Origin of the sequence: Petrotoga sp. 8T1HF07.NaAc.6.1, assembly GCF_016772115.1 — a bacterium.
Taxonomy (GTDB): domain Bacteria; phylum Thermotogota; class Thermotogae; order Petrotogales; family Petrotogaceae; genus Petrotoga; species Petrotoga mobilis.
Genome location: NZ_AUPG01000007.1, coordinates 36,956 through 57,087 on the forward strand (window position 1 = coordinate 36,956; position 20,132 = coordinate 57,087).

A 20,132-nucleotide genomic window follows, 5' to 3' on the forward strand; every position below is an offset into this window, starting at 1 on the left:
AAAAATGAGCTACAACAAAAAACGAATCATAAAGTTTCTTATCTATTATTTCTCTATTTCTGTTGGAGTTCTTTTAATATTCTATTTTTGGTTCACAAAACTTTTTTGGTTTTCTCTAGTAACTTGGATTTTTGCCACATTTGGTGTTGTTTCAATTTCTTTTTTCACTTTGATGAACCTAAGAATCGCTGAACTTCAAAATGAGTCAAAAGATGTAAAGAATAAAAATAATGAAAATGATTAAAGTGTTTATCAAACTAAGTTCAATTCGTCTTTTATTCGAACCATACCATCTATGGCTATTTTGAAGAAATCGTCTAATTCGATGTTCAGTTTGGTTATTTCTTTTATTTTTTCTCTGTCCGCTCCTCTAGCAAAAGCATTGTCTTTGAACTTTTTTTTTTAATGATTTAACTGATAATTCAGCTATATCTTTGCTTGGCCTTACTAAGACAGAGGCAACAATAAGCCCAGAAAGTTGATCTGCAGCATATAAGGCTATCTCAATATCTTTTTCCAACGCTTTTTTTTCGTTATGCGCCAATATAGCGTCTTTTACATCTTGATCGACCTTGTCTCCAAGCATTTCAACAGTTTTTAACGCATGATTAGCTGGATCATCTTTGGTTTCTTCGTAATCCAAGTCGTGTAGTAAACCGGTGATTTCCCATTTTTGCTCATCTTTGTTTAGATGTATTGCTAACTCTTTCATAATAGCTCCAACGGCAAGGGAATGAGTGAACAAATTATCCGTTTTTAAGTTTTGCTTTAGTAACTCAAGGGCTTCTTCTTTAGTCAAAAAAATCACTCCTTATTCAAATTTATTATAAGCAAATTTAAAGTAATAATAAAAAATTAATACAGTAAATAAAATAGCTCCAAAGATGATCCATAAACCGATTACCACGGGTGGGGTAGTGGTAAAAATTAATATTAAACATGCAACTAAACCAAAAAATAACCAAAACATGATCTTCAGATTACGCCATATTTTATTTAATTTTTCTTTCATCTTTGAATTTTGAAAAAGCAGGTCGTCCAAAGTTTCCCTATTTTCTTTATTTTGTTCTTCTAATAGTTTTATTCTATTCTCTAAATCTTCAACATTATTCTTAGCCATCCTTTTTGCGTACCTCCTTTGGAAAAAGAGATTTTTATATCATTTTAATTATTATATCACAATTTTGCAGATTTCAAAGGCCTTTCGTGCAATAAATAAGCTTTCTCAAACTTATTAACCAATCAATTAGTCTATTTAGGCATTTTCTAAATATACAAATTATTTGCCCTGTATTTTTAATAATTAAATAACCAGAAAAAATATGGTATAATTTAAGGACAAAAAGATAAAGATTTTTTATTGTTCGGGCTGCTAAAGCTTGGTTTAGAATTCTTAAAGTTGCTATAACTACTACACTTAGGAGGGAATTTGATGAAGGGAATGATCGTAGAAACTTGGATGGAAACTTGGAAAAATACATATGGAGAAGATTATGTTAATCAGCTTTTAACCGAAATAGGAATTCCAAAAGATAAACACTTCTCTCCTTTCGAAGATTTGGAAGATTCAAAAGTTTTTAAACTTCTTGATTTAATGAGTAAAACAACTAATAAATCAAAAGAAGAGCTCATGAAAGAATTAGGGAAAAAAAACATTTATACGTTCAAAAAATATTACCCTAATTTTTTCAGAAAAAAGGGACTTCTGTCATTTTTATCAACCATGAATGACGTTCATAAATCGTTGACAAGGAGAATAAAAGGAGCCAAACCTCCCGCCATTGAATTTGAAATCATAGATAGCAACTCAGCCTACATTACCTATCGTTCTTTCAGAGATATGAGATACTATTTCTTAGGATTGTTGGAAGGTTCCGCCGAGGTTTTTGGTGAAAAAATTGAATATGAGATTATTGATCAAGGAAACACTGATCAGGGAAGTTTTCTAAAAATAAAATTAAAAAGCGAGAAACCATACGCAAAAATCAAGAAGGCAAGGTTTTTCACAGCTATGAGCTTATCATTAATGAAAATGTTTTTCACTTCTCTAACTTTTTATACAATAATCATTGTCTTTTTATTATCTTGGCTTTTTACTTGGATTTTAGGAAACCATTGGTATACATTTTTAATTACAGGTATCTTATCTGGAGCGTTTATTCTTTCGATGGGTAATTATTTCAAAAGGTTATTTTCTTCTTCTTCAGAAGGGTTGCAAAATTTAAATAACCTCGAATATGATAAACCCGTACTTTTAAAGGGAGAAAAAATGCTTGAAAAGCATTCTTTAGAAATTGATAATTTGAGAAGCAATTTTAATGGTATTTTTATTCAATTAACTGGAGATATAGAAGAAATAGAAACCTTTACTGAAAAAGTTGGCGAAAGAGCTGAAGAAATGAAGGAAATAAGTGACTCAATAGGAGAACTAGTTGAACAGGTGGCTATAAGTTCGGAACAGATCGCTCAAGATGCCGAATCAATATCAAATGTAGTTGAAGTAAATGTAAATACAATACAAAGTATCATATCTAGAGAAGATCAGATGGTAGACTCTTTGGAAAATGCTGTCAAAAGAATCAATGATTCCTCTTCAAAAGTAGAAGCATCCTCAAAAGAAATAGAAAATATGAGCGAAAGATTCAATAATTTAGTGAAAGAAAGTGATAAGTTAGAAGAGGATACTAAAGAAATTCTTAAGGTTGTTGACACGGTAAAGGGTATTGCTGATCAAACTAATTTGTTAGCCTTAAACGCGGCAATTGAAGCTTCAAGAGCAGGAGAAGCTGGCAGAGGATTTGCGGTGGTAGCTGATGAAATAAGAAAATTAGCAGAGGAAAGCAAAATAGCCGCTTCACAGATTGATAATATACTTAGTAGAATATCTTCAGGTATTCAGCTATTAACAGAAACTGTGGAAAAAGAGTTTAAGGCAATGAGAGAAGGAGCTAACAATCTAAGAATTAGCTCTCTAAATAATAAAGAATCTGCTACTAATATAAAAAATATCTCTAAAGAGATACACGAAATATTAAACGAATTAAGCAGTGAAGGGGTCAAACTAGAAGATTTAACTAAAAACACCCAAAACTTACTAGCTATATCCGAAGAAGGTTCGGCTACCGCTGAAGAAATATCTAGCTCCGTCAAAACGTTTGTAAATAATATAAAAGAAATCCTACAGAACATAAAAGAGGTGGATAGATTTATTTCTTCACTTAAAGAAAGCTTATCCAATAAGAATTGATCTTTTATTTCAAAATTATGTTATTTTTTTAATCTTTTTTTAAAACTTTCATGTTATACTTTACTTTAGAATGTGCCTTTAAAACATTTGAGAATTTTGAAAGACGATAATAAGTTTAAATAAGGGGGTAGATAACTTTGGTAGAAAGAGAAATGACAAGACAGTTTTTGGAGGATGCATTTTGTGGTGAATCCAAGGCACATATGAAGTATTTGATTTTCTCTACTGAAGCGGAAGAAAAAGGGTTAAAAAACCTTGCAAGAATGTGGAAAGCTATTGCACATGCTGAGTTTGTTCATGCAAGGAATCATTACAGAGCCTTGGGTTATATTGGATCAACTCAAGATAACCTCCAACAATGTATAGATGGAGAAACCTTTGAAATTGAAGAAATGTATCCAGTGTACAACAATGCAGCTAACTTTCAAGAAGAAAATGAAGCGGTAAGAACCACCTATTTTGCTTTGGAAGCAGAGAAAATACACGCAGAGTGGTACAAGAACGCAAAAAAGGTTGCAGACCAGGGTAAAGATGTTGAAGTTGGTAAAATCTTCATATGTGATGTCTGTGGTTATACTGTAGAAGGAGAAGCACCAGAAAAATGTCCTGTTTGCGGAGCTCCGAGAAGCAAATTTGTAGAATTCTAACTAGATTTTTTAAGAAAGGAGATGATTCTTTGTGTTAGGTGATGTAATTAAGATTAATGATTTCAAAAATGAAAAACATGTCCCTACAATCGATTGTCCAGACAAAGTTGAACCTAACGAAGAGTTTGAAGTTGATGTACAGATAGGTAAAGAGATTAAACATCCGAACACAGTAGAACACCATATTGAATGGATAGATCTTTTTATACAATATGATGATGATCCAAATACCGTACATGTTGGCAGATATATTTTTGGACCTGTGGTGGGGGAACCTCACGTAAAAGCAAAAATTAAGTTAACCAAATCAGGAACGTTGATCGCCCTCTCTCATTGCAATATTCATGGACTTTGGGAAAACACTAAAAAAGTTTCTGTAGGATGATTTTTGAAAATACTAAATAGGAGCTGATAAAAAATGAAAAAATACAGGTGTATGATTTGTGGATATATTTACGATCCAGAAGCAGGAGATCCTGATAACGATATAGAACCAGGAACCTCTTTTGAAGATTTGCCCGATGATTGGACTTGCCCAGTTTGTGGTGCAGCTAAAGAAGACTTTGAATTACTTGAAGAATAAAAAGCGGGATGTTAATCCCGCTTTTTTAATAATTCTCCTCCAGATTTTCTTATTTCTAAATTTTCACCATCTTTTGAGTCAACTATAACCGTATCTCCTTCTTTTATAGTATCTTCAATGATCATAGTTGCCAAAGGAGACTCTATTTTTCTTTCTATGACTCTTCTCAACGGTCTAGCCCCATAAACTGGATCAAATCCTTCTTTTGCTATAACGTCCTTCGCTGCTTCAGTTATTTGAATGCTGATATGCTTTTCTTTCAACCTTCCTTCTAACCTTGAAATCATTATATCGACTATTCTCTTTATCTGAGAGATACTCAAAGGTTTGAATACTATAATATCGTCCAGCCTGTTAATAAATTCGGGTCTAAAGGCCATTTTTACCTGGCTCATAATTTCATTTTTTGTGTTTTCATAAGATTCTTCTTCTGTTTCTCCAACAAAACCAACACTTTTCTTGGTTTTATTTAGTAACTCTGAACCTAAGTTGGAAGTTAGTATTATGATGGTATTACTGAAATTGACGGTCCTACCTTGAGAATCTGTTAACCTACCATCGTCTAAGATCTGTAACAATATGTTGAATACATCGGGATGAGCTTTTTCAACTTCATCGAATAATACAACGGAATAGGGTCGCCTTCTGATCATTTCTGTTAGTTGTCCACCTTGTTCGAAACCTACGTAACCTGGTGCTGCACCTACTAACCTAGAAACGTTGAATTTTTCCATGTATTCACTCATATCTATTCTCACGAGTGCGTCTTCAGTACCAAATAATATCTCGGCTAATGTTTTTGCTAGTTCAGTCTTTCCTACTCCAGTTGGACCAAGGAACAAGAATGAACCAACTGGTTTCTTAGGATCTTTCAATCCCGCTCTGGCCTTTTTAATATGATCTGCAACAGTGTTAACCGCTTCATCTTGGTCAACGAGTCTTTTGTGTATTTCGTTTTCAAGGTTGGCAAGTTTTTTCTTTTCATCTTCAACCATTCGTGTAACAGGGATTCCAGTCCATTCTTGTACCAAAGAGGCTATTATGTCTTCATCTACTACATTGCTTATTTCGCTTTGTACTCGTTTAGCAGCTTTTTGTGCTTGTTCTAATTCCTTTTGAAGGTCAAAATACTCTGCCTTTTTTTTGGAGGCTTCTTCATATTTTTCCTCTAAAGTTAGTTTATTAATCTCTTCTTCTAATTTTGACAATTTCTTTTCCAATTCTCTAATTTTCTCTGGTTTGGCTGAGTTTCTCAACTTCACTCTGGCACAAGCTTCATCTATCAAATCTATGGCTTTATCGGGTAAGAATCTGTCGTTAATATATCTATGAGAAAGATTAACTGCTGCGATTAAAGCTTCATTCAATATTTCGACCTTATGATGTTTTTCGTAAGTTTCTTTTATACCCTTAAGTATTTCAATAGCCTGCTCAGGGGTAGGCTCTTGTACATACACCGGTTGAAACCTTCTCGCTAATGCTTTGTCCTTTTCAATGTATTTTTTATATTCTTCATAGGTTGTTGCTCCAATAACCTTTATTTCACCTCTAGCTAAAGCTGGCTTCAAAATATTTGCGGCATCCATTGCATTTCCTTCAGCCACTCCAGCCCCTATTATATTGTGAAGTTCATCGATAAAAAGAATAATTTCGTCGCTCTTTTCTTTTACAGTATCGATAACTGATTTAAGCCTTTCTTCAAATTCACCTCTAAATTTAGAACCTGCCAACAAGGCGGCCATGTCTAATTGTAAAATTTTCTTATTTTTCAAATAAGAAGGAGGATTTTCATCTACTATCAACTGCGCTAAACCTTCTACTACGGCTGTTTTCCCAACTCCAGCGTCGCCAACTAATACTGGATTATTTTTAGACTTTCTTGATAATATTTCAATCATTCTATTTATTTCTTTTTCTCTTCCTATCACAGGCGTAAGCTTTCCTTTCTTTGCCTCTTTGGTTAAATCAACAGTAAATTTTTTCAAAGGATCTCCCATACCTGATTCTATTTCTTCGTCTCCGTTTTCTAACATCTCTTGTAGCCGTTCTCTAATTAAAGCTTCCGTAGTATAAGCAGACAGAAGTTTGGAAGCGTAAGATGTACCTTCCTTTAAAATCCCTAACAATAAGGCTAGTAAAGGAATTTTTTTAAAACCCATCCTGTCGGATTCTGATTTAGCTATTTGTAAAGCATTTGCTAAACTAGTTGATAGGTAAATACCTTGTGCACTACCATAGGACATTGAGTAATAAACTCCCATTTCTTCGGATAAAGCTTCTTCAAGTTTGCTTTTTATAGAATTAGTATTGGTACCTTGAAAAATTTTCCCCACATTTTCATCTTCAACATTTAAAATTGCTAACAACAAATGCTCAGGTTTGAGAATATTACCTCCTGAATAACCTAGAACATTTTGAGCTTCTTGAAATGCTTTTAAAGATTTTTCAGTAAAATCATTCGGATTGAATCTCATTAAGTCACCTCCATCCATAGATCCCTTTCAGGGAGTTTTTTTCTACGTAATAAAGTATTTTATCACTCGTTACTTTTATTTGCTAATTCTATTTTCATTATATCCTTTTCAATGTAAAATGTCAAGAAAAATTTTTAAATTTCTGTTTTAATTCATTTTCTTTTATAAAACCGCCCAATATATCCAACTTGTCATTAGAAAATTTCATTCAATTGGTGAATTTACAGTATTTTTTATCCCATTTTTAAGCAATTTAGTGTTATAATTAGAATGAAAAAGACAAAATATCGGAGTGTGGAGCATATGGTAAGCAAAATTTTAAATATTATATACAATGATAAACCTCAAAATGTATTAAAATCAACTTTTAAAGAAGTATCTTCCCAATTGAAAGAATCAATGGAGAAAGACAACATTATGTTTATTTATCAATCAAGCAGAGAGGTTTTTAAAGCTTTAGCTTCTACAATAGATAAGTTTGAAAATATTAAAATATACCTACGCGGAGACGAAGATCTAAAAAACAAAATTTTTTCAAATGAGATCGTACCTGTGAATCTAAAAGATGATATTTCACAAGTAAGTTCTACTGCAAACGATATAAGAGAGTTATTTTTGTATCCGATATTTTCCGAAGAAGGCTTAATTGGCGCCGTCGGATTATTTGACAATCAAATTGATAAAAATACTTTCGACCAACATTTTTTTTATTATTCCGTATTGATTAATTTGATTATAGAAAAATTGAGAATTAGGGATTTGCAAGACAAGGTAATTTTAATGGAAAAGCTCACCGACATTATAGAAGAAATTACCGAAAAAGATATAATAGTCAATAATGTATTAAAACTCCTAAAAGATTCTCTACATGCAGAAAGCATAGCATTCTGGAAACTTCAAGGTGATACTCTCGAAATCAAATACTTTTTAGGAATAGATGAAAGCACAATCATAACTAGAACTATCCCTATAGAAAATACCCTCGAAGGTAAAGCAATAAAAGAAAGATCGAGTTATATGCTAGTGGGACGAGAAAACTTTCAAAATTATTTTATTCCTTTTAATATAGATCTCAAATCTTCTATTTATTCTGTTATAGAACAAAATGATGAAGTTTATGGCGTTTTAAGTGTTTATAACAGAGAAGCAGAATACTCATTTAGAACTTACAAAAATTTTGATGATGCAGATTTCCACGTTTTTTCGGACACCGCCAAAAGATTAGCTTTTTCTATTCATAGAATAAATTTATACAACAAACTTCAAAATGAAGTCAGTAAATTGACTGAATTGAAAATGAATTATGAACAGCTTATTGAAAAACAAAAAGAACACTTAGATATGCTAAATGCATTGGATAAGATATCCCAAGCTGTGAGATCTGTTTACGATAAAAATTTGGCAATAAAAATAATGCTTTTAGGCTTAACTTCTGGGAGAGGTCTCAAGTTCAACAGAGCTCTTTATTTAGAAAAGGACAAGGTTCGGGGATTCCTTGTTCCAAAAATATGGGTTGGTCCTGATACAGAAGAAGACGCTACCGAAATCTGGAAAGACGCAAACATTAGGGCTTTAAAATACGGAAACGTCGTTCAGTACCTAAAAGAGGAGGCCATAAAAATACCCACCAATAATAAACTAATCCTCAGTTTACAAAATAAAGTTTTAGCATATAAAGGGCATCCTATTTTAGAACGAGTCGTTGAAAAAAAACAGGTTTTACATATCGTTCCTCAAATGTTGGAAATTAAATGGGAAGATTTAGAGGATATATACGATATAGTTAAAATTAATGAGTTTCTTATTTTCCCAGTTACTGGAATGACAGAAACTAAAGGAGTAGTAATAGTTGATAACAAAATAAACAAAAAACCCATCACCAACATTGAAACTGAAATTGTAAAATTATTTAAAGATAATATGGGATTAGCTTTGGAAATGATAGAAAATTATCAAGAATTAAAGGAAAAAACATTAAGATTAGAAGAACAAAAAGATTTGATGGATTACTACAGAAGATTCAAAGATAATATATTACAAAACCTGGCTGTTGCCGTAGTTGTGGTTGATAGAAATGGAAAAATAAACGAATGGAACAGAATGGCAGAAAATTTTTTCTCCAGACCAAGAGAGACCATGATAGGAACTGCTATCCAAGATATAACAGAACTAATCGGGGAAGAAATAATCGAAAAAATTAAAGACATTTATGAAACCAGAAATAATATCAAATTAAAGAATTATGAAGTAAAACTTTCCGATACCAAGAAAATTTTTGATATTCAGCTATCTCCTTTGAGAAACGAAGAATTAGGAGTGATAGAAGGCGTTATAATTGTTTTTGATGATGTAACCGAGCTGTACAACCTTCAAAAAGAAATGGAAAAGCGAGAAAGACTTGCTGCCATGGGAGAAATGACCGCTAGAATAGCTCATGAAGTGAGAAATCCTATTACGGTTATCGGCGGATTTTTAAACAGAATAGCTAAAATGAACGAAATGGATGATATTCAAAAATATACCCAAATTATTAAAGAAGAACTTTCAAGGCTCGAACATATAGTAAATGAGATCTTAGAATATTCTAGAGGAGGTAAAATTAACCAGATTGAAGAAGTCGATTTGATAGAAATCATACGTGGAATAATATTGATGTACGAAGATTTTATACAACAAAAACACGTTATGGTGAATACTGATTGGTTAAAAGAAGAGATCGTAATAAAAGCAGACAAAGATAAAATAAAACAGGTATTGATGAATTTAATAAAAAACGCCTTAGAAAATGTATACAACAATGGGAAAATTGAAATAAAAGTTGGATTTACCGATGAAAATAAAGTTTTTTTTGAAATAACCAACGATGGACCCTCTATTCCCCAGGAAATTAAAGAAAAATTATTCACACCTTTTCTTACTACAAAAAGCAATGGGACAGGATTGGGTTTAGCTATTTGTAAAAAAATAATAGAAGAAGAACACAAAGGTAAAATTTATTTGGTAAAATCTGACAATAATGGAACCTCTTTCAGATTTGAAATTCCAACAGGTAACAACTAAATTATTGTATAATTTAGACGCTAAGGGCCAATTGTGGGGGCGGGGCAAAGGGGTGCTAAATCGGATTCGATATTACTTACATGGACACTTTAAAAATAGGGTAATTTTCAAAAATTAAATTTAAATTTTTAAAAGGTTACAGGGCGAAGCCCTCACCCACCCATCTGGGCGGTGTGAGGGAAAAGATAAAACTTTCTAGGAGGGGTTAAGTTGTCTAAAGTACTAATAGTGGATGATGAAGAGAACATAAGAACTTTAATAAAAGAAGAATTGGAAGAATCTGGTTATGAAGTTATTGCGGTAAGCAATGCAAAAGATGCACTGGAAACCTTAGAAAATGATCAAGATATAGATATCATATGCACTGATATCGAAATGCCTGATGTAAATGGCTTAGAACTCGCAAGTGAAATCAGAAAAAGGTATCCAAACAAAAAAATAATATTTCTCACAGCCTACTCACATTATAAAAGCGAGATGGCATCCTGGGCTGCAGATGCTTATGTTGTAAAATCAATGGATTTAACAGAAATAAAAGATACAATCGAAACTCTTTTAAAAATTCAATAATATTTTATCGGAGGTGCGGGTTTTGGATTACAAAGACACAATCAATCTTCCAAAGACATCATTCAAGATGAAGGCAAATCTAAAAGAAAAGGAGCCTCAAATTCTTCAAAAATGGGATGATTTAAATATTTCTTACTATCTCAGAAACAAAAGAATCGGGGAAAAAAAGTTTGTTTTACATGATGGTCCACCGTATGCGAATGGAGACATTCATATGGGGACTGCCCTTAATAAGGTTTTAAAAGACATAGTTTTAAAATACAAAACATTGAGAGGTTTTGATGCTCCTTATGTCCCTGGCTGGGATACGCACGGTCTTCCAATTGAACATAATGTTACTACCAAGCTTGGAGAAAAGGCACACACCTTGAGTAAGTTAGAAATAAGAAAACTTTGTGAAGATTACGCTATGAAATACGTAGACATTCAACGAGAAAGCTTTAAAAGGTTGGGGGTAATAGGTTTTTGGGATAAACCATATTTAACTTTGAATCCCGAATATGAAGCCAAAGTTCTAGAAATTCTTCGTTCTATAGTTGAAGCTGGCAATATTTATCGAGGAACAAAACCTATATATTGGTGTACAGAATGTCAAACAGCTTTAGCAGAAGCTGAAGTTGAATACCATGATCATACATCAGATTCAATTTATGTAAAGTTCCCTCTAGTTGGAGAAAACAATGCATACGTGATCATTTGGACGACAACACCGTGGACTTTACCAGCGAACGTAGCTATTGCTGTTCACCCTAATTTTGATTACGCAAAAGTTCAAGTTGGAAACGAATATTGGATAATGGCTAAGGAATTAGTTGATAAAACTATGAAAGAATCAGGAATAGATAATTACAAAATAATCGATACCTTTAAAGGATCTACATTAGAAGGGAAAAAAGCTAGACATCCTTTTGTTGACAGAGAAAGCCTTTTAGTACTTGCAGATTATGTAACTTTGGAAGAAGGTACCGGATGTGTTCACACTGCTCCAGGACACGGTATGGAAGATTATATAACAGGTACAAAGTACAACCTTCCAGTAATATCTCCAGTAGATAGTCGGGGATATTTCACCGACGAAGCTGGAAAGTATAAAGAGATGAAAATTTGGGAAGCGAACAAAGAAATTATCAAAGATCTAAAAGAAAACGGTTTTCTCGTTCAATCAGGAAAGATAACTCATTCCTATCCACATTGTTGGCGTTGTAAAAATCCTGTTATCTTTAGAGCCACTCCTCAATGGTTTATAGATCTTGAAAAAAACAACTACCGTGAAAAGGTGTTGGAAGAAATAAAAAAAGTAAATTGGATACCAAGTGGGGAGAAAATAGAATATCCTCTATGGTGAGAGAGAGACCTGACTGGGTAATTTCAAGACAGCGTGCCTGGGGAATCCCAATACCAGCTATTAAATGTGAGAATTGTGGAGAAACAATTTTGGATACCAAAATTATAGACCACGTTATAGAAATTATAGAAAAAGAAGGGAGTAATGCGTGGTTTGAAAAAGAAGCGAAAGAACTTCTACCAAATGATTACAGGTGCCCTAAATGTGGTGGTTCAGAGTTCAAAAAGGAAGAAGATATTTTAGACGTTTGGATCGATTCTGGATCATCTTTCGAAGCAGTTGCAAATTCACGTGAAGAATTAAAAAAATTCCCTGTAGATTTATATCTTGAAGGAAGCGATCAACATCGAGGGTGGTTCCAAAGTTCTATATTCTTATCTGTTGCAAAACACGGAATTGCCCCTTATGAATCCGTTTTGACTCATGGTTTTATAAAAGACGAAGAAGGAAAGAAGATGTCTAAATCCTTGGGAAATGTAGTCAACCCAAAAGACATTATCAACAAATATGGAGCAGACATATTAAGGTTATGGGTTGCATCAGCAGATTACAGAATGGATATTAAAATATCTTACAATATTTTGGAACAACAGGTTGAAACCTACCGCAAACTTAGAAATACTATAAGATTTTTGCTGGGCAATATAAATGATTTTGACCCTGATGAAGATTCTGTGGCTTATGAAGAAATGTTAGAAATAGACCAATGGGCATTGATGAAGTTACATAATTTGATAAAAAATGTCACCAAAGCTTATGACAACTACGAATTTTACAAAGTACACTATCTTATAAACAATTTTTGTACAATAGATATGAGTTCTACTTACTTGGATATAATAAAAGATAGAATATACGTAGAAGGAAAAAAATCTAAACTCAGGAGATCCGCTCAAACAGTTTTATATGAAACCGCTATAGCTTTAAATAAGATGATTTCACCCATATTGCCTTTTACTGCGGAAGAAGTTTACGAGCATCTCAATTACTCAAACAAATATGAAACCATATTCGCTGAACTATGGCCTGAATATAAAGAGAATTACCTTAGCGAAGAATTAGAAGAAAAGTGGAATAAAATTTTTGCTTTGAGAGAGGATGTTTTAAAAGCCCTTGAAGAGAAAAGAAAAGAAAAATTTTTAGGAAACTCTCTGGATGCTAAAATTATCCTCAACCTAAAAGATGATACATTAAAGCAAATTCTATCTCAATACGATAACAACTGGATTGCTGATCTATTTATAGTATCTCAATTTGAATTTGGTAATGTAGATGAAGGATTTGAAGGTCGATACGCAACAATTAAAGTTACCAAAGCAGAAGGGGAAAAATGCGAAAGATGTTGGAAAGTAGATCCTAATACGGACAATGACCCTGACTTTCCGGGCGTTTGTCCAAGATGTGCAAGAGTATTAAAAGAGGAAATAAATGCGTAAACTCTAGGATGGGCTGTATAGCAAAAGAACACAAAAAACAGTTTTATTAATTCTAAAGGTATGTGAGGGGGTACATAATGAAGCTTTTTTTTGGAAAAAAGGAAGAGAAAGTAATAAAACTTTTTTCTAAACATTTAGAAAAAGTAGAAGAAGGGGTAAACTTACTCACAGAATTAGTAGAATTGTATGTAACAAACGATATGGAAAAATCTGTTGATTTATCAAAACAAATATCTAATATAGAAAGCGAAGCTGATTCTTTAAGAAGAAAAACGGAAAGCGAAATGTATCAAGGAGCTTTTTTGCCAAATTTTAGAGGAGAACTTTTAGAATTAATAGAAGCGGTTGATAAGGTTATGAATAAAACACAAACGGTTTCAGAAATCTTAATTTTTCAAAAACCAAAAATACCCGAGAATTTTAAACCAGATTTTTTAGAACAAAGTCGATTGGTAAAGAAAACTTATAAATCCTTGAAAAAGTCTATAGAAAACGTATTCGAAAATATAGAAAAAAGTAGTGAGTATATTCAAAAAGTTGAATTACAGGAACATGAAGAAGATATCTTAGAGAAGGATTTAATACGAAGATTGTTTGAAATAGATAGCCTTGAATTATCGGAAAAATTGCAGTTGAAAGATCTTTTTCTACAGATAGGAGATATAGCAGACAGGGCCGAAGATGCTTCTGATAAATTAGAAATTATAGTCTTAAAAAGGAACATTAAATAAAAATATCGCTGGTCGAAAAAACCAGCGATATTTTTTTATAGCAAGTTCATTATAGCAAAGGATAAACCTGCAGAAATTACCACTGAGATAATGATATCTAAGAAGTTTACTCCTCCACCGGCACCTTCAGCTATTTGTTTTACATCAGTGACCTCTTGAGAGAGCTGATCAACACTACTTTGAACGGCTTGTAAGTTTTGGGACAATTCAGAAACAGATTGGGTATTATTACTTAATTGAACACTTAATTCGTCAGTAGTGTTTTTTAACGAAGTAAACTCAGTTTTATCAACTTTAGAATCTATCTTCGAATTCAAGTTAGCCGTTAAAGCATTCAATCTGTCCAAATCTTGGTTTACACTAGAAAAAGAGTTTTGAATACTAGCTACTGAATTTTTTAACGACTGTATTTCTTGATTGGAATTAGATACTGTTTGAGAAAGATTCTGATAATTACTATTCAGACTTCCAACGGTGTTTTCCAGATTGGTAACTCTGGTATTTAAGTTTCTGATGTCAGTTTCGCTTACCGCGGGCACTGATATGGCGTTGACCTTTCTCTCTAATTCGTCTATCTTCGTGGTGGCATAACCAAGCAACTCATAAGAATTCTGAAGTTCCTTGACAGAACTATCCAACCTCGAAACGGAACCCTGAAGAGTAGAAAGATCACTTGTAAGAGAGTTTAATTTTGTTTGAAGTTGCTGTAATTCCGCTGAAGAAACTCCTTGCGGAACAGATAAACTACTTACAGTCCTTTCCAAATTCGCCAAATTTTGGGCTAAAGGCTCAATCATACTTTGTTCTACGTAATCAATCGTTCTGGACAAAGCAACAGTCAGTTGATACCTGTTCATGTTTTCTAATCCTTTAAAAGTACCATCGGGGTATCCTTCAATAATGCCAATACCAGAAAGCCTTTCAACTGCATCATATGCCCAATGATTGATGGGAACATCTTTAAAAGACTGCGAAAATAATCCCAAAGCCAAAAATAAAAACAGAAACACAATACCTACCTTTTTCACTACACACACCTCCTGAATTTTGGAATTTTAAGTTTTTTGCTGTTATCGATTTTATTTTACCACAAAAAATGGTAAAATAAGATGAAAAAATATTGGAGGTGTTATTTTTGTTTCAAAAAAGAACTCACACTTGTGGAGAATTAAACGAAGACGATATAGATAAGATCGTTATTTTAAACGGATGGATAGATAGGATTCGTGATTTAGGTGGAATTATTTTTGTTCTGATAAGAGATAGATACGGTAAAACTCAAGCGGTTTTCGATTCTAGTGATAACAATACGCTTTATCAAAAAGCCTTAAAATTAAAAAACGAATATGTTGTTTCTATCCAAGGAAAAGTTAGGGCGCGTCCTGAAAAAGACAGAAACCCAAATATGCCAACTGGGGGTATTGAAATACTTGCAACAAATTTAGAAATCCTTTCTGAATCTGAAACACCACCAATATACGTCAACATAGAAGAGGATATTTCGGAAAATTTAAGGTTAAAATATAGATATTTAGACCTTAGAAAAGAACGAATGCAAAGGAACTTAATAATTAGACACAAAGTTATGAAAATCACTAGAGATACGCTAAGTGCTGAAGGCTTTCTGGAAATTGAGACCCCTTACTTAACAAAATCAACACCAGAAGGGGCAAGAGATTTTTTGGTTCCTTCTAGATTAAAACCAGGCAATTTTTACGCCTTACCTCAATCTCCACAGCTTTTCAAACAACTACTGATGGTATCAGGTTTTGATAAATATTTTCAAATAGCTCGCTGTTTCAGAGATGAAGATTTTAGGGCGGATAGGCAACCCGAATTCACACAAATTGACATAGAGCAATCTTTCGTTGAAAAAGAGGATATATTTGAACTAACGGAAAAATTAATTAAAGAAATATTCGAAAAATCTATAAATTACAAAGAATTAGAGATTCCGTTTCAAAAATACGCCTATGATGAAGTAATAAAAAAATACGGTTCAGATAAACCTGATATACGGTATGGTATGGAATTTATTGATCTAACAGCATATTTTCAAAATACAGAGACTAATTTTATAAAAAACGGGATAGATAAAGGCCTAATATTAAAAGGATTTATTGTCCCTGAAAGGTCTAACAATTTTTCAAGAAAAAAATTCGATGATCTTACAGAGTTTGCTAAAGAACAAGGCAGTACCGGTTTAATTTGGATAGCTAATGACAAAGAAATAAGATCAAATATAAAAAAAGCCGCAGCCAAAGAGATTAATATCTTAGTAGAACGTGGTATAATGAAAGAAGGTGACGTTTTATTAGCTATTTTGGAAGAAGCAGACAAAATAGATAAGATTTTAGGACAATTGAGAATAAAAATGATCAAAGAAGAATTTGAAAAAGAATCCGGGTTCAGCATAATTTGGGTCACTGATTTTCCAATGTTTTCTTGGAATGAAGAAGAACAGAGAATAGTAGCCGAACATCACCCCTTTACTATGCCCAATTTAGATGATTTAGCTAAATATGATAATACAGACCCTTTAAAAATCAAATCTCAATCTTACGATCTTGTAATAAACGGTTATGAGATTGCAAGTGGCAGCATAAGGATACACAAACAAGATATACAACAAAAGGTATTCGATATTTTAGGTTTGAGCAAAGAAGAGGCACAAGAGAAATTTGGATTCTTATTAGAGGCTTTCAAATACGGTGCTCCACCTCACGGAGGCATAGCAATCGGAATGGATAGATTGGTAAGCATACTGGTAGGAGAAGATTCAATAAAAGAGGTCATTGCATTCCCAAAAACAGCTTCTGGAACAGATCCTATGACCAATGCTCCATCAGAAGTTAGTGAGAAACAATTGGAAGAATTACACCTCGCTTTGAAAAAATCAAACGAGAGTGAGATGAAAAATGACTCAAAAAGCTAAAAAAATAAAGATTGCAATAGATGGGCCGGCAGGATCAGGCAAATCTACAATTGCACAAAAACTAGCAGAAATACTAAAAATAAATTATCTAAATAGTGGGGCTTTGTACAGAATCATTGGTTATTACCTAAACGAACAAAAAGTGGACCCACAAGATTCAAAAAATATAGAAAATATTTTAGAAAAACTTAACATTGAAATAAAAAACAACCGTTATTTTTTAGACGAAAAAGATGTTACTATCTCCATTAAAGACTCAAAAATCGGTGATTTAGCTTCTCTATACTCTCGTAATAATATTATTAGAGAAAAAGTTAATGAGATAATTAAAAAGATTGCCGAAAAAGACAGTATAGTGGTTGATGGAAGAGATATAGGAACCGTAGTTCTGCCCGATAGTGATATTAAAATATATCTAACCGCCTCTATAGAAGAAAGAGCTAAAAGAAGATGGAGTGAAGAAAAGGGGAAAAAACCCAATATTTCTTTTACTGAAATATTGGAAGAAATAAAAAATAGGGATTACAACGATTCAAATCGTTCTATAGCTCCATTAAAACCAGCTCAAGATGCAATAATTATAGATACTACTAATCTGTCCATAGAAGAAGTCCTTCAAAAAATATTAAAAATTATCGAAGAGAGAGGTATTTATGGAAATTAATGTAGCAAAAAGAACTGGTTTTTGCTCAGGCGTTCAAAAAGCGTACAATGAAGTTAAAAATTCCTTAGTTAACAAAAATAAGATTTATATTTATGGTGAGTTAGTACACAATAAAAAGGTAATAGAAGAGTTAAACAAATCAGGTGCAATAACTATAAAAGGATTGGATGAGATACCCGAGGATTCCATAAACGAAACGGTAATCATCAGAGCCCATGGTATTTCAAAGGCTGAGAAAGATCTTTTAGAAGAACGATTCTCTAAAGTTATAGACATGACTTGCCCAATAGTTACAAATTTAGTAAAATACGTAGGTAACAAGCAAAAAGAAGGATTTTTTGTAGTCGTGTATGGAAAACCTGACCATCCTGAGATACTTGGGCTAAAAGGGAATGTAGATGAGAGTAAATTGCTAATAACACTTTCTCCAGTGACAATACCTCAAAAAAAAGTATTGATAGTATCTCAAACAACCATGGGCGAAGAAGAGTACAAAAATTTTATAACCAGTATTTTAACTATTAATTCTTTTACGGAGGTGTTGATAAGAGATACTATATGTTCTGAAACTATCCTAAGGGAAAAAGAGACACTAGAACTTTCTCAAAAAAGCACATTGATGCTAGTTCTAGGCGGAAAAAACAGTTCAAATACTCAAAAACTATACCGTATTTCAAAAAAATATTGTAAAAGGACATACCATATTGAATCTGGTGAAGAACTTAAAGAAATAACTATCTCTCCACAAGACAAAATAGGAATAGTTACTGGTTCATCCACACCAACATCAGAATTAAATAAAGTGTTGGAGTATCTAAGCCAAGAGAAGGAGGATTTTTCATGATGGAGGAAAAAACATTTGAAAAACTTTTGAACGAACAAGAGATAAACGAGGTAAAAAAAGGAAAAATAATAGAAGGAAAGGTATTTGAAATAAATAGCGATGGTATATGGGTTGCTTTAGAAGGTGCCACAGGAGATGTGTTTGTAAGTCAAGTAGAACTCATAAAACCTCTCCAAGAATATCAAGTAGATCAAAAGATACTAGTAGAAATAACAAAAACAAATGATGCAGAAGGTTTAAACTTTGCCTCCGAAAAAAGGGCCGTTTGGAATGAAACTATGAATAAAATAAACGAAGGAGAAAATTATCCTATTATTTTTAAAAACAGGCTCAAGAAAGGCTACAGCGTATTGATTGAAGGACTTATCGGTGCTTTTCTTCCTGGTTCGTTATCTTTATTAAGCCCTAAAGATGATTTACCTCAAGGAGAAAAAATGGCTAAAGTGATTTCTAAAAATGGAAAAAACATAGTCGTATCGATAAAAGATTACGCAGAAGAAAAAATTAGTCAAACTTTCAATGAATACGAGGAAGGAATGGTAATTGACGGTGTGGTAGAGGATATAAAAAACTTTGGTGCCTTTGTAAGATTGAATGATCATTTGAATGGTCTCATACCAGCAAGTGAGGTTAGCTGGGACGAAAAGATCTCTATAAAAGATTATCTAAAGGTGGGTCAAAAAGTTAAAGCGCTGATAATAAAATTGGACAGAGAGAAAAAAAGAATTTCACTATCTCTTAAACGCTTGAAAGAAAATCCCTGGAAAACAGTGGATGAAAAATATCCTATAGGAAGTATTGTTCAAGGTACTGTAACTAAGATATTACCTTTTGGTTTTACTGTCAAGATAGACGAAGGTTTAGAAGGTTTGGTCCATGAAACAGAAATATTCTGGGGCAGGAAAGGTAGGATAAGTGACTTAGTAAATGTTGGGGACGATGTTCAAGTCAAAATATTGAATATAGACAAAGAGAATAAAAAGATTAATCTAAGCTACAAACAAGTTTCAGGAGATCCATGGGAAAACATAGAAGAAAAATACTATGAAGGAAACATTGTTACAGGAACCGTCGAAAAGGTTCTCGATAATGGGGCGATTATAAAAATAGATGAAGGAATCACTGGATTTTTACATGTTTCAGAACTTTCATGGGATTTTGTCGACGATATTTCAACAGTGCTTAATGAAAAACAAAAGATTAAAGTAAAAATAATAAAAATAGACAAGGATAACAAAAGGATGAGACTATCAGTTAGAGAAACAAAAGAAAATCCTTGGAAAAAGGCTTCAAAAGAGATAAAACCAGGTGATACTGTTAAAGGAAAAATAATTCGTTTTTTAGATAAAGGAGCAATAGTCCTCATTGATGGTTACGAAGTAGAGGCTTATCTACCCGCAAGCAAGGCTTCCACAAATTCAAAAAGTCTCGAGGAAACATATAGTATCGGTGATCAAATAGAAGCAAAAGTTTTAGAGATTGGACTTGAAAATGAATTTAAAAGAGGGAACATGATTATAAGTGTAACACATCTAGAAGAAGAAAGAGAAAAAGAAGAGGCGCTACAAGTAATTAATGAAATGAATGAAGAGTAAA

General features: G+C 32.9%; 17 protein-coding genes and 1 pseudogene. 14 read left to right on the top strand and 4 right to left on the bottom strand.

Annotated features, from left to right (window positions below; all coding sequences use genetic code 11):
- The first annotated feature begins 4 nt into the window (after positions 1-4).
- Positions 5-244 carry a hypothetical protein gene (locus tag NAAC61_RS06015; RefSeq protein WP_012209427.1) on the top strand — a complete coding sequence of 80 codons (240 nt, stop codon included), beginning with the start codon at positions 5-7 and terminating at the stop codon, positions 242-244.
- 126 nt (positions 245-370) lie between these two features.
- On the opposite strand, the gene NAAC61_RS06020 is transcribed toward NAAC61_RS06015, so the two are convergent.
- Positions 371-799, bottom strand: a complete 429-nt coding sequence (locus NAAC61_RS06020; protein ID WP_237729793.1) for an HD domain-containing protein — start codon at positions 797-799, stop codon at positions 371-373.
- Between the two features lie 12 nt (positions 800-811).
- The gene (locus NAAC61_RS06025; RefSeq protein ID WP_012209425.1) at positions 812-1,120 is read right to left on the bottom strand and encodes a hypothetical protein; all 309 of its coding nucleotides are present in this window, start codon (positions 1,118-1,120) and stop codon (positions 812-814) included.
- A 312-nt stretch (positions 1,121-1,432) separates the two neighbouring features.
- Between NAAC61_RS06025 and NAAC61_RS06030 the strand changes: the two genes are divergently transcribed.
- The 4 genes from NAAC61_RS06030 to rd all read left to right on the top strand — a co-directional run bounded on the left by NAAC61_RS06030 (position 1,433) and on the right by rd (position 4,477).
- Positions 1,433-3,247 (top strand): heme NO-binding domain-containing protein, encoded by a 1,815-nt coding sequence (locus tag NAAC61_RS06030; RefSeq protein ID WP_012209424.1) that lies wholly within the window; start codon positions 1,433-1,435, stop codon positions 3,245-3,247.
- 137 nt (positions 3,248-3,384) lie between these two features.
- A complete protein-coding gene (locus NAAC61_RS11025) occupies positions 3,385-3,894 on the top strand; it encodes a rubrerythrin family protein (protein WP_012209423.1) in 510 nt (169 codons plus the stop codon).
- 31 nt (positions 3,895-3,925) lie between these two features.
- Positions 3,926-4,279 (top strand): class II SORL domain-containing protein, encoded by a 354-nt coding sequence (locus tag NAAC61_RS06040; RefSeq protein ID WP_012209422.1) that lies wholly within the window; start codon positions 3,926-3,928, stop codon positions 4,277-4,279.
- Between the two features lie 33 nt (positions 4,280-4,312).
- Complete coding sequence (gene rd / locus NAAC61_RS06045; protein ID WP_012209421.1) at positions 4,313-4,477, top strand: rubredoxin; 165 nt, start codon at positions 4,313-4,315, stop codon at positions 4,475-4,477.
- A gap of 11 nt (positions 4,478-4,488) precedes the next feature.
- On the opposite strand, the gene NAAC61_RS06050 is transcribed toward rd, so the two are convergent.
- The gene (locus tag NAAC61_RS06050; protein WP_237729794.1) at positions 4,489-6,951 is read right to left on the bottom strand and encodes an ATP-dependent Clp protease ATP-binding subunit; all 2,463 of its coding nucleotides are present in this window, start codon (positions 6,949-6,951) and stop codon (positions 4,489-4,491) included.
- A 303-nt stretch (positions 6,952-7,254) separates the two neighbouring features.
- On the opposite strand from NAAC61_RS06050, the gene NAAC61_RS06055 reads away from it, so the two are divergent.
- From NAAC61_RS06055 to NAAC61_RS06070, 5 genes and pseudogenes are all read left to right on the top strand, one after another.
- The gene (locus tag NAAC61_RS06055; protein ID WP_202695499.1) at positions 7,255-10,011 is read left to right on the top strand and encodes an ATP-binding protein; all 2,757 of its coding nucleotides are present in this window, start codon (positions 7,255-7,257) and stop codon (positions 10,009-10,011) included.
- 210 nt (positions 10,012-10,221) lie between these two features.
- Positions 10,222-10,581: a response regulator gene (locus NAAC61_RS06060; protein WP_202695500.1), complete on the top strand. Its 360-nt coding sequence runs from the start codon at positions 10,222-10,224 to the stop codon at positions 10,579-10,581.
- Between the two features lie 67 nt (positions 10,582-10,648).
- A pseudogene (gene ileS, locus NAAC61_RS06065) lies at positions 10,649-12,492 on the top strand (isoleucine--tRNA ligase); the annotation flags it as partial.
- Complete coding sequence (locus tag NAAC61_RS10700) at positions 12,481-13,362, top strand: class I tRNA ligase family protein (protein WP_337919836.1); 882 nt, start codon at positions 12,481-12,483, stop codon at positions 13,360-13,362. The pseudogene ileS and the gene NAAC61_RS10700, both read left to right, overlap by 12 nt.
- A 77-nt stretch (positions 13,363-13,439) precedes the next feature.
- Positions 13,440-14,093 (top strand): TIGR00153 family protein, encoded by a 654-nt coding sequence (locus NAAC61_RS06070; RefSeq protein WP_012209416.1) that lies wholly within the window; start codon positions 13,440-13,442, stop codon positions 14,091-14,093.
- A 35-nt stretch (positions 14,094-14,128) separates the two neighbouring features.
- On the opposite strand, the gene NAAC61_RS06075 is transcribed toward NAAC61_RS06070, so the two are convergent.
- A complete protein-coding gene (locus NAAC61_RS06075) occupies positions 14,129-15,121 on the bottom strand; it encodes an S-layer homology domain-containing protein (protein WP_202695501.1) in 993 nt (330 codons plus the stop codon).
- A 107-nt stretch (positions 15,122-15,228) separates the two neighbouring features.
- Here NAAC61_RS06075 and aspS point away from each other — a divergent pair, with 107 nt between their 5' ends.
- From aspS to NAAC61_RS06095, 4 genes are read left to right on the top strand one after another with little or no spacing between them, the layout of a single operon-like run.
- Positions 15,229-17,028, top strand: coding sequence for an aspartate--tRNA ligase (gene aspS / locus NAAC61_RS06080; protein ID WP_202695502.1), 1,800 nt, complete (start codon positions 15,229-15,231; stop codon positions 17,026-17,028).
- Positions 17,012-17,692: a (d)CMP kinase gene (gene cmk / locus NAAC61_RS06085; RefSeq protein WP_202695503.1), complete on the top strand. Its 681-nt coding sequence runs from the start codon at positions 17,012-17,014 to the stop codon at positions 17,690-17,692. Before aspS ends, cmk begins: the two co-directional genes overlap by 17 nt.
- Complete coding sequence (ispH, locus tag NAAC61_RS06090; protein ID WP_103064699.1) at positions 17,682-18,536, top strand: 4-hydroxy-3-methylbut-2-enyl diphosphate reductase; 855 nt, start codon at positions 17,682-17,684, stop codon at positions 18,534-18,536. The genes cmk and ispH overlap by 11 nt, the downstream gene beginning before the upstream one ends.
- Complete coding sequence (locus NAAC61_RS06095; protein ID WP_012209409.1) at positions 18,533-20,131, top strand: S1 RNA-binding domain-containing protein; 1,599 nt, start codon at positions 18,533-18,535, stop codon at positions 20,129-20,131. Before ispH ends, NAAC61_RS06095 begins: the two co-directional genes overlap by 4 nt.
- Position 20,132 lies beyond the last annotated feature (1 nt).

Bases quoted from the DNA above. Each gene is read 5' to 3' on its own strand.
- NAAC61_RS06025 (WP_012209425.1), bottom strand. From the start codon at position 1,120: ATGGCTAAGAATAATGTTGAAGATTTAGAGAATAGAATAAAACTATTA.
- NAAC61_RS06095 (WP_012209409.1), top strand. From the start codon at position 18,533: ATGATGGAGGAAAAAACATTTGAAAAACTTTTGAACGAACAAGAGATA.
- NAAC61_RS06015 (WP_012209427.1), top strand. From the start codon at position 5: ATGAGCTACAACAAAAAACGAATCATAAAGTTTCTTATCTATTATTTC.
- NAAC61_RS06055 (WP_202695499.1), top strand. From the start codon at position 7,255: ATGGTAAGCAAAATTTTAAATATTATATACAATGATAAACCTCAAAAT.
- NAAC61_RS06050 (WP_237729794.1), bottom strand. From the start codon at position 6,951: ATGAGATTCAATCCGAATGATTTTACTGAAAAATCTTTAAAAGCATTT.
- NAAC61_RS06070 (WP_012209416.1), top strand. From the start codon at position 13,440: ATGAAGCTTTTTTTTGGAAAAAAGGAAGAGAAAGTAATAAAACTTTTT.
- rd (WP_012209421.1), top strand. From the start codon at position 4,313: ATGAAAAAATACAGGTGTATGATTTGTGGATATATTTACGATCCAGAA.
- cmk (WP_202695503.1), top strand. From the start codon at position 17,012: ATGACTCAAAAAGCTAAAAAAATAAAGATTGCAATAGATGGGCCGGCA.
- ispH (WP_103064699.1), top strand. From the start codon at position 17,682: ATGGAAATTAATGTAGCAAAAAGAACTGGTTTTTGCTCAGGCGTTCAA.
- NAAC61_RS10700 (WP_337919836.1), top strand. From the start codon at position 12,481: ATGGATATTAAAATATCTTACAATATTTTGGAACAACAGGTTGAAACC.
- NAAC61_RS06030 (WP_012209424.1), top strand. From the start codon at position 1,433: ATGAAGGGAATGATCGTAGAAACTTGGATGGAAACTTGGAAAAATACA.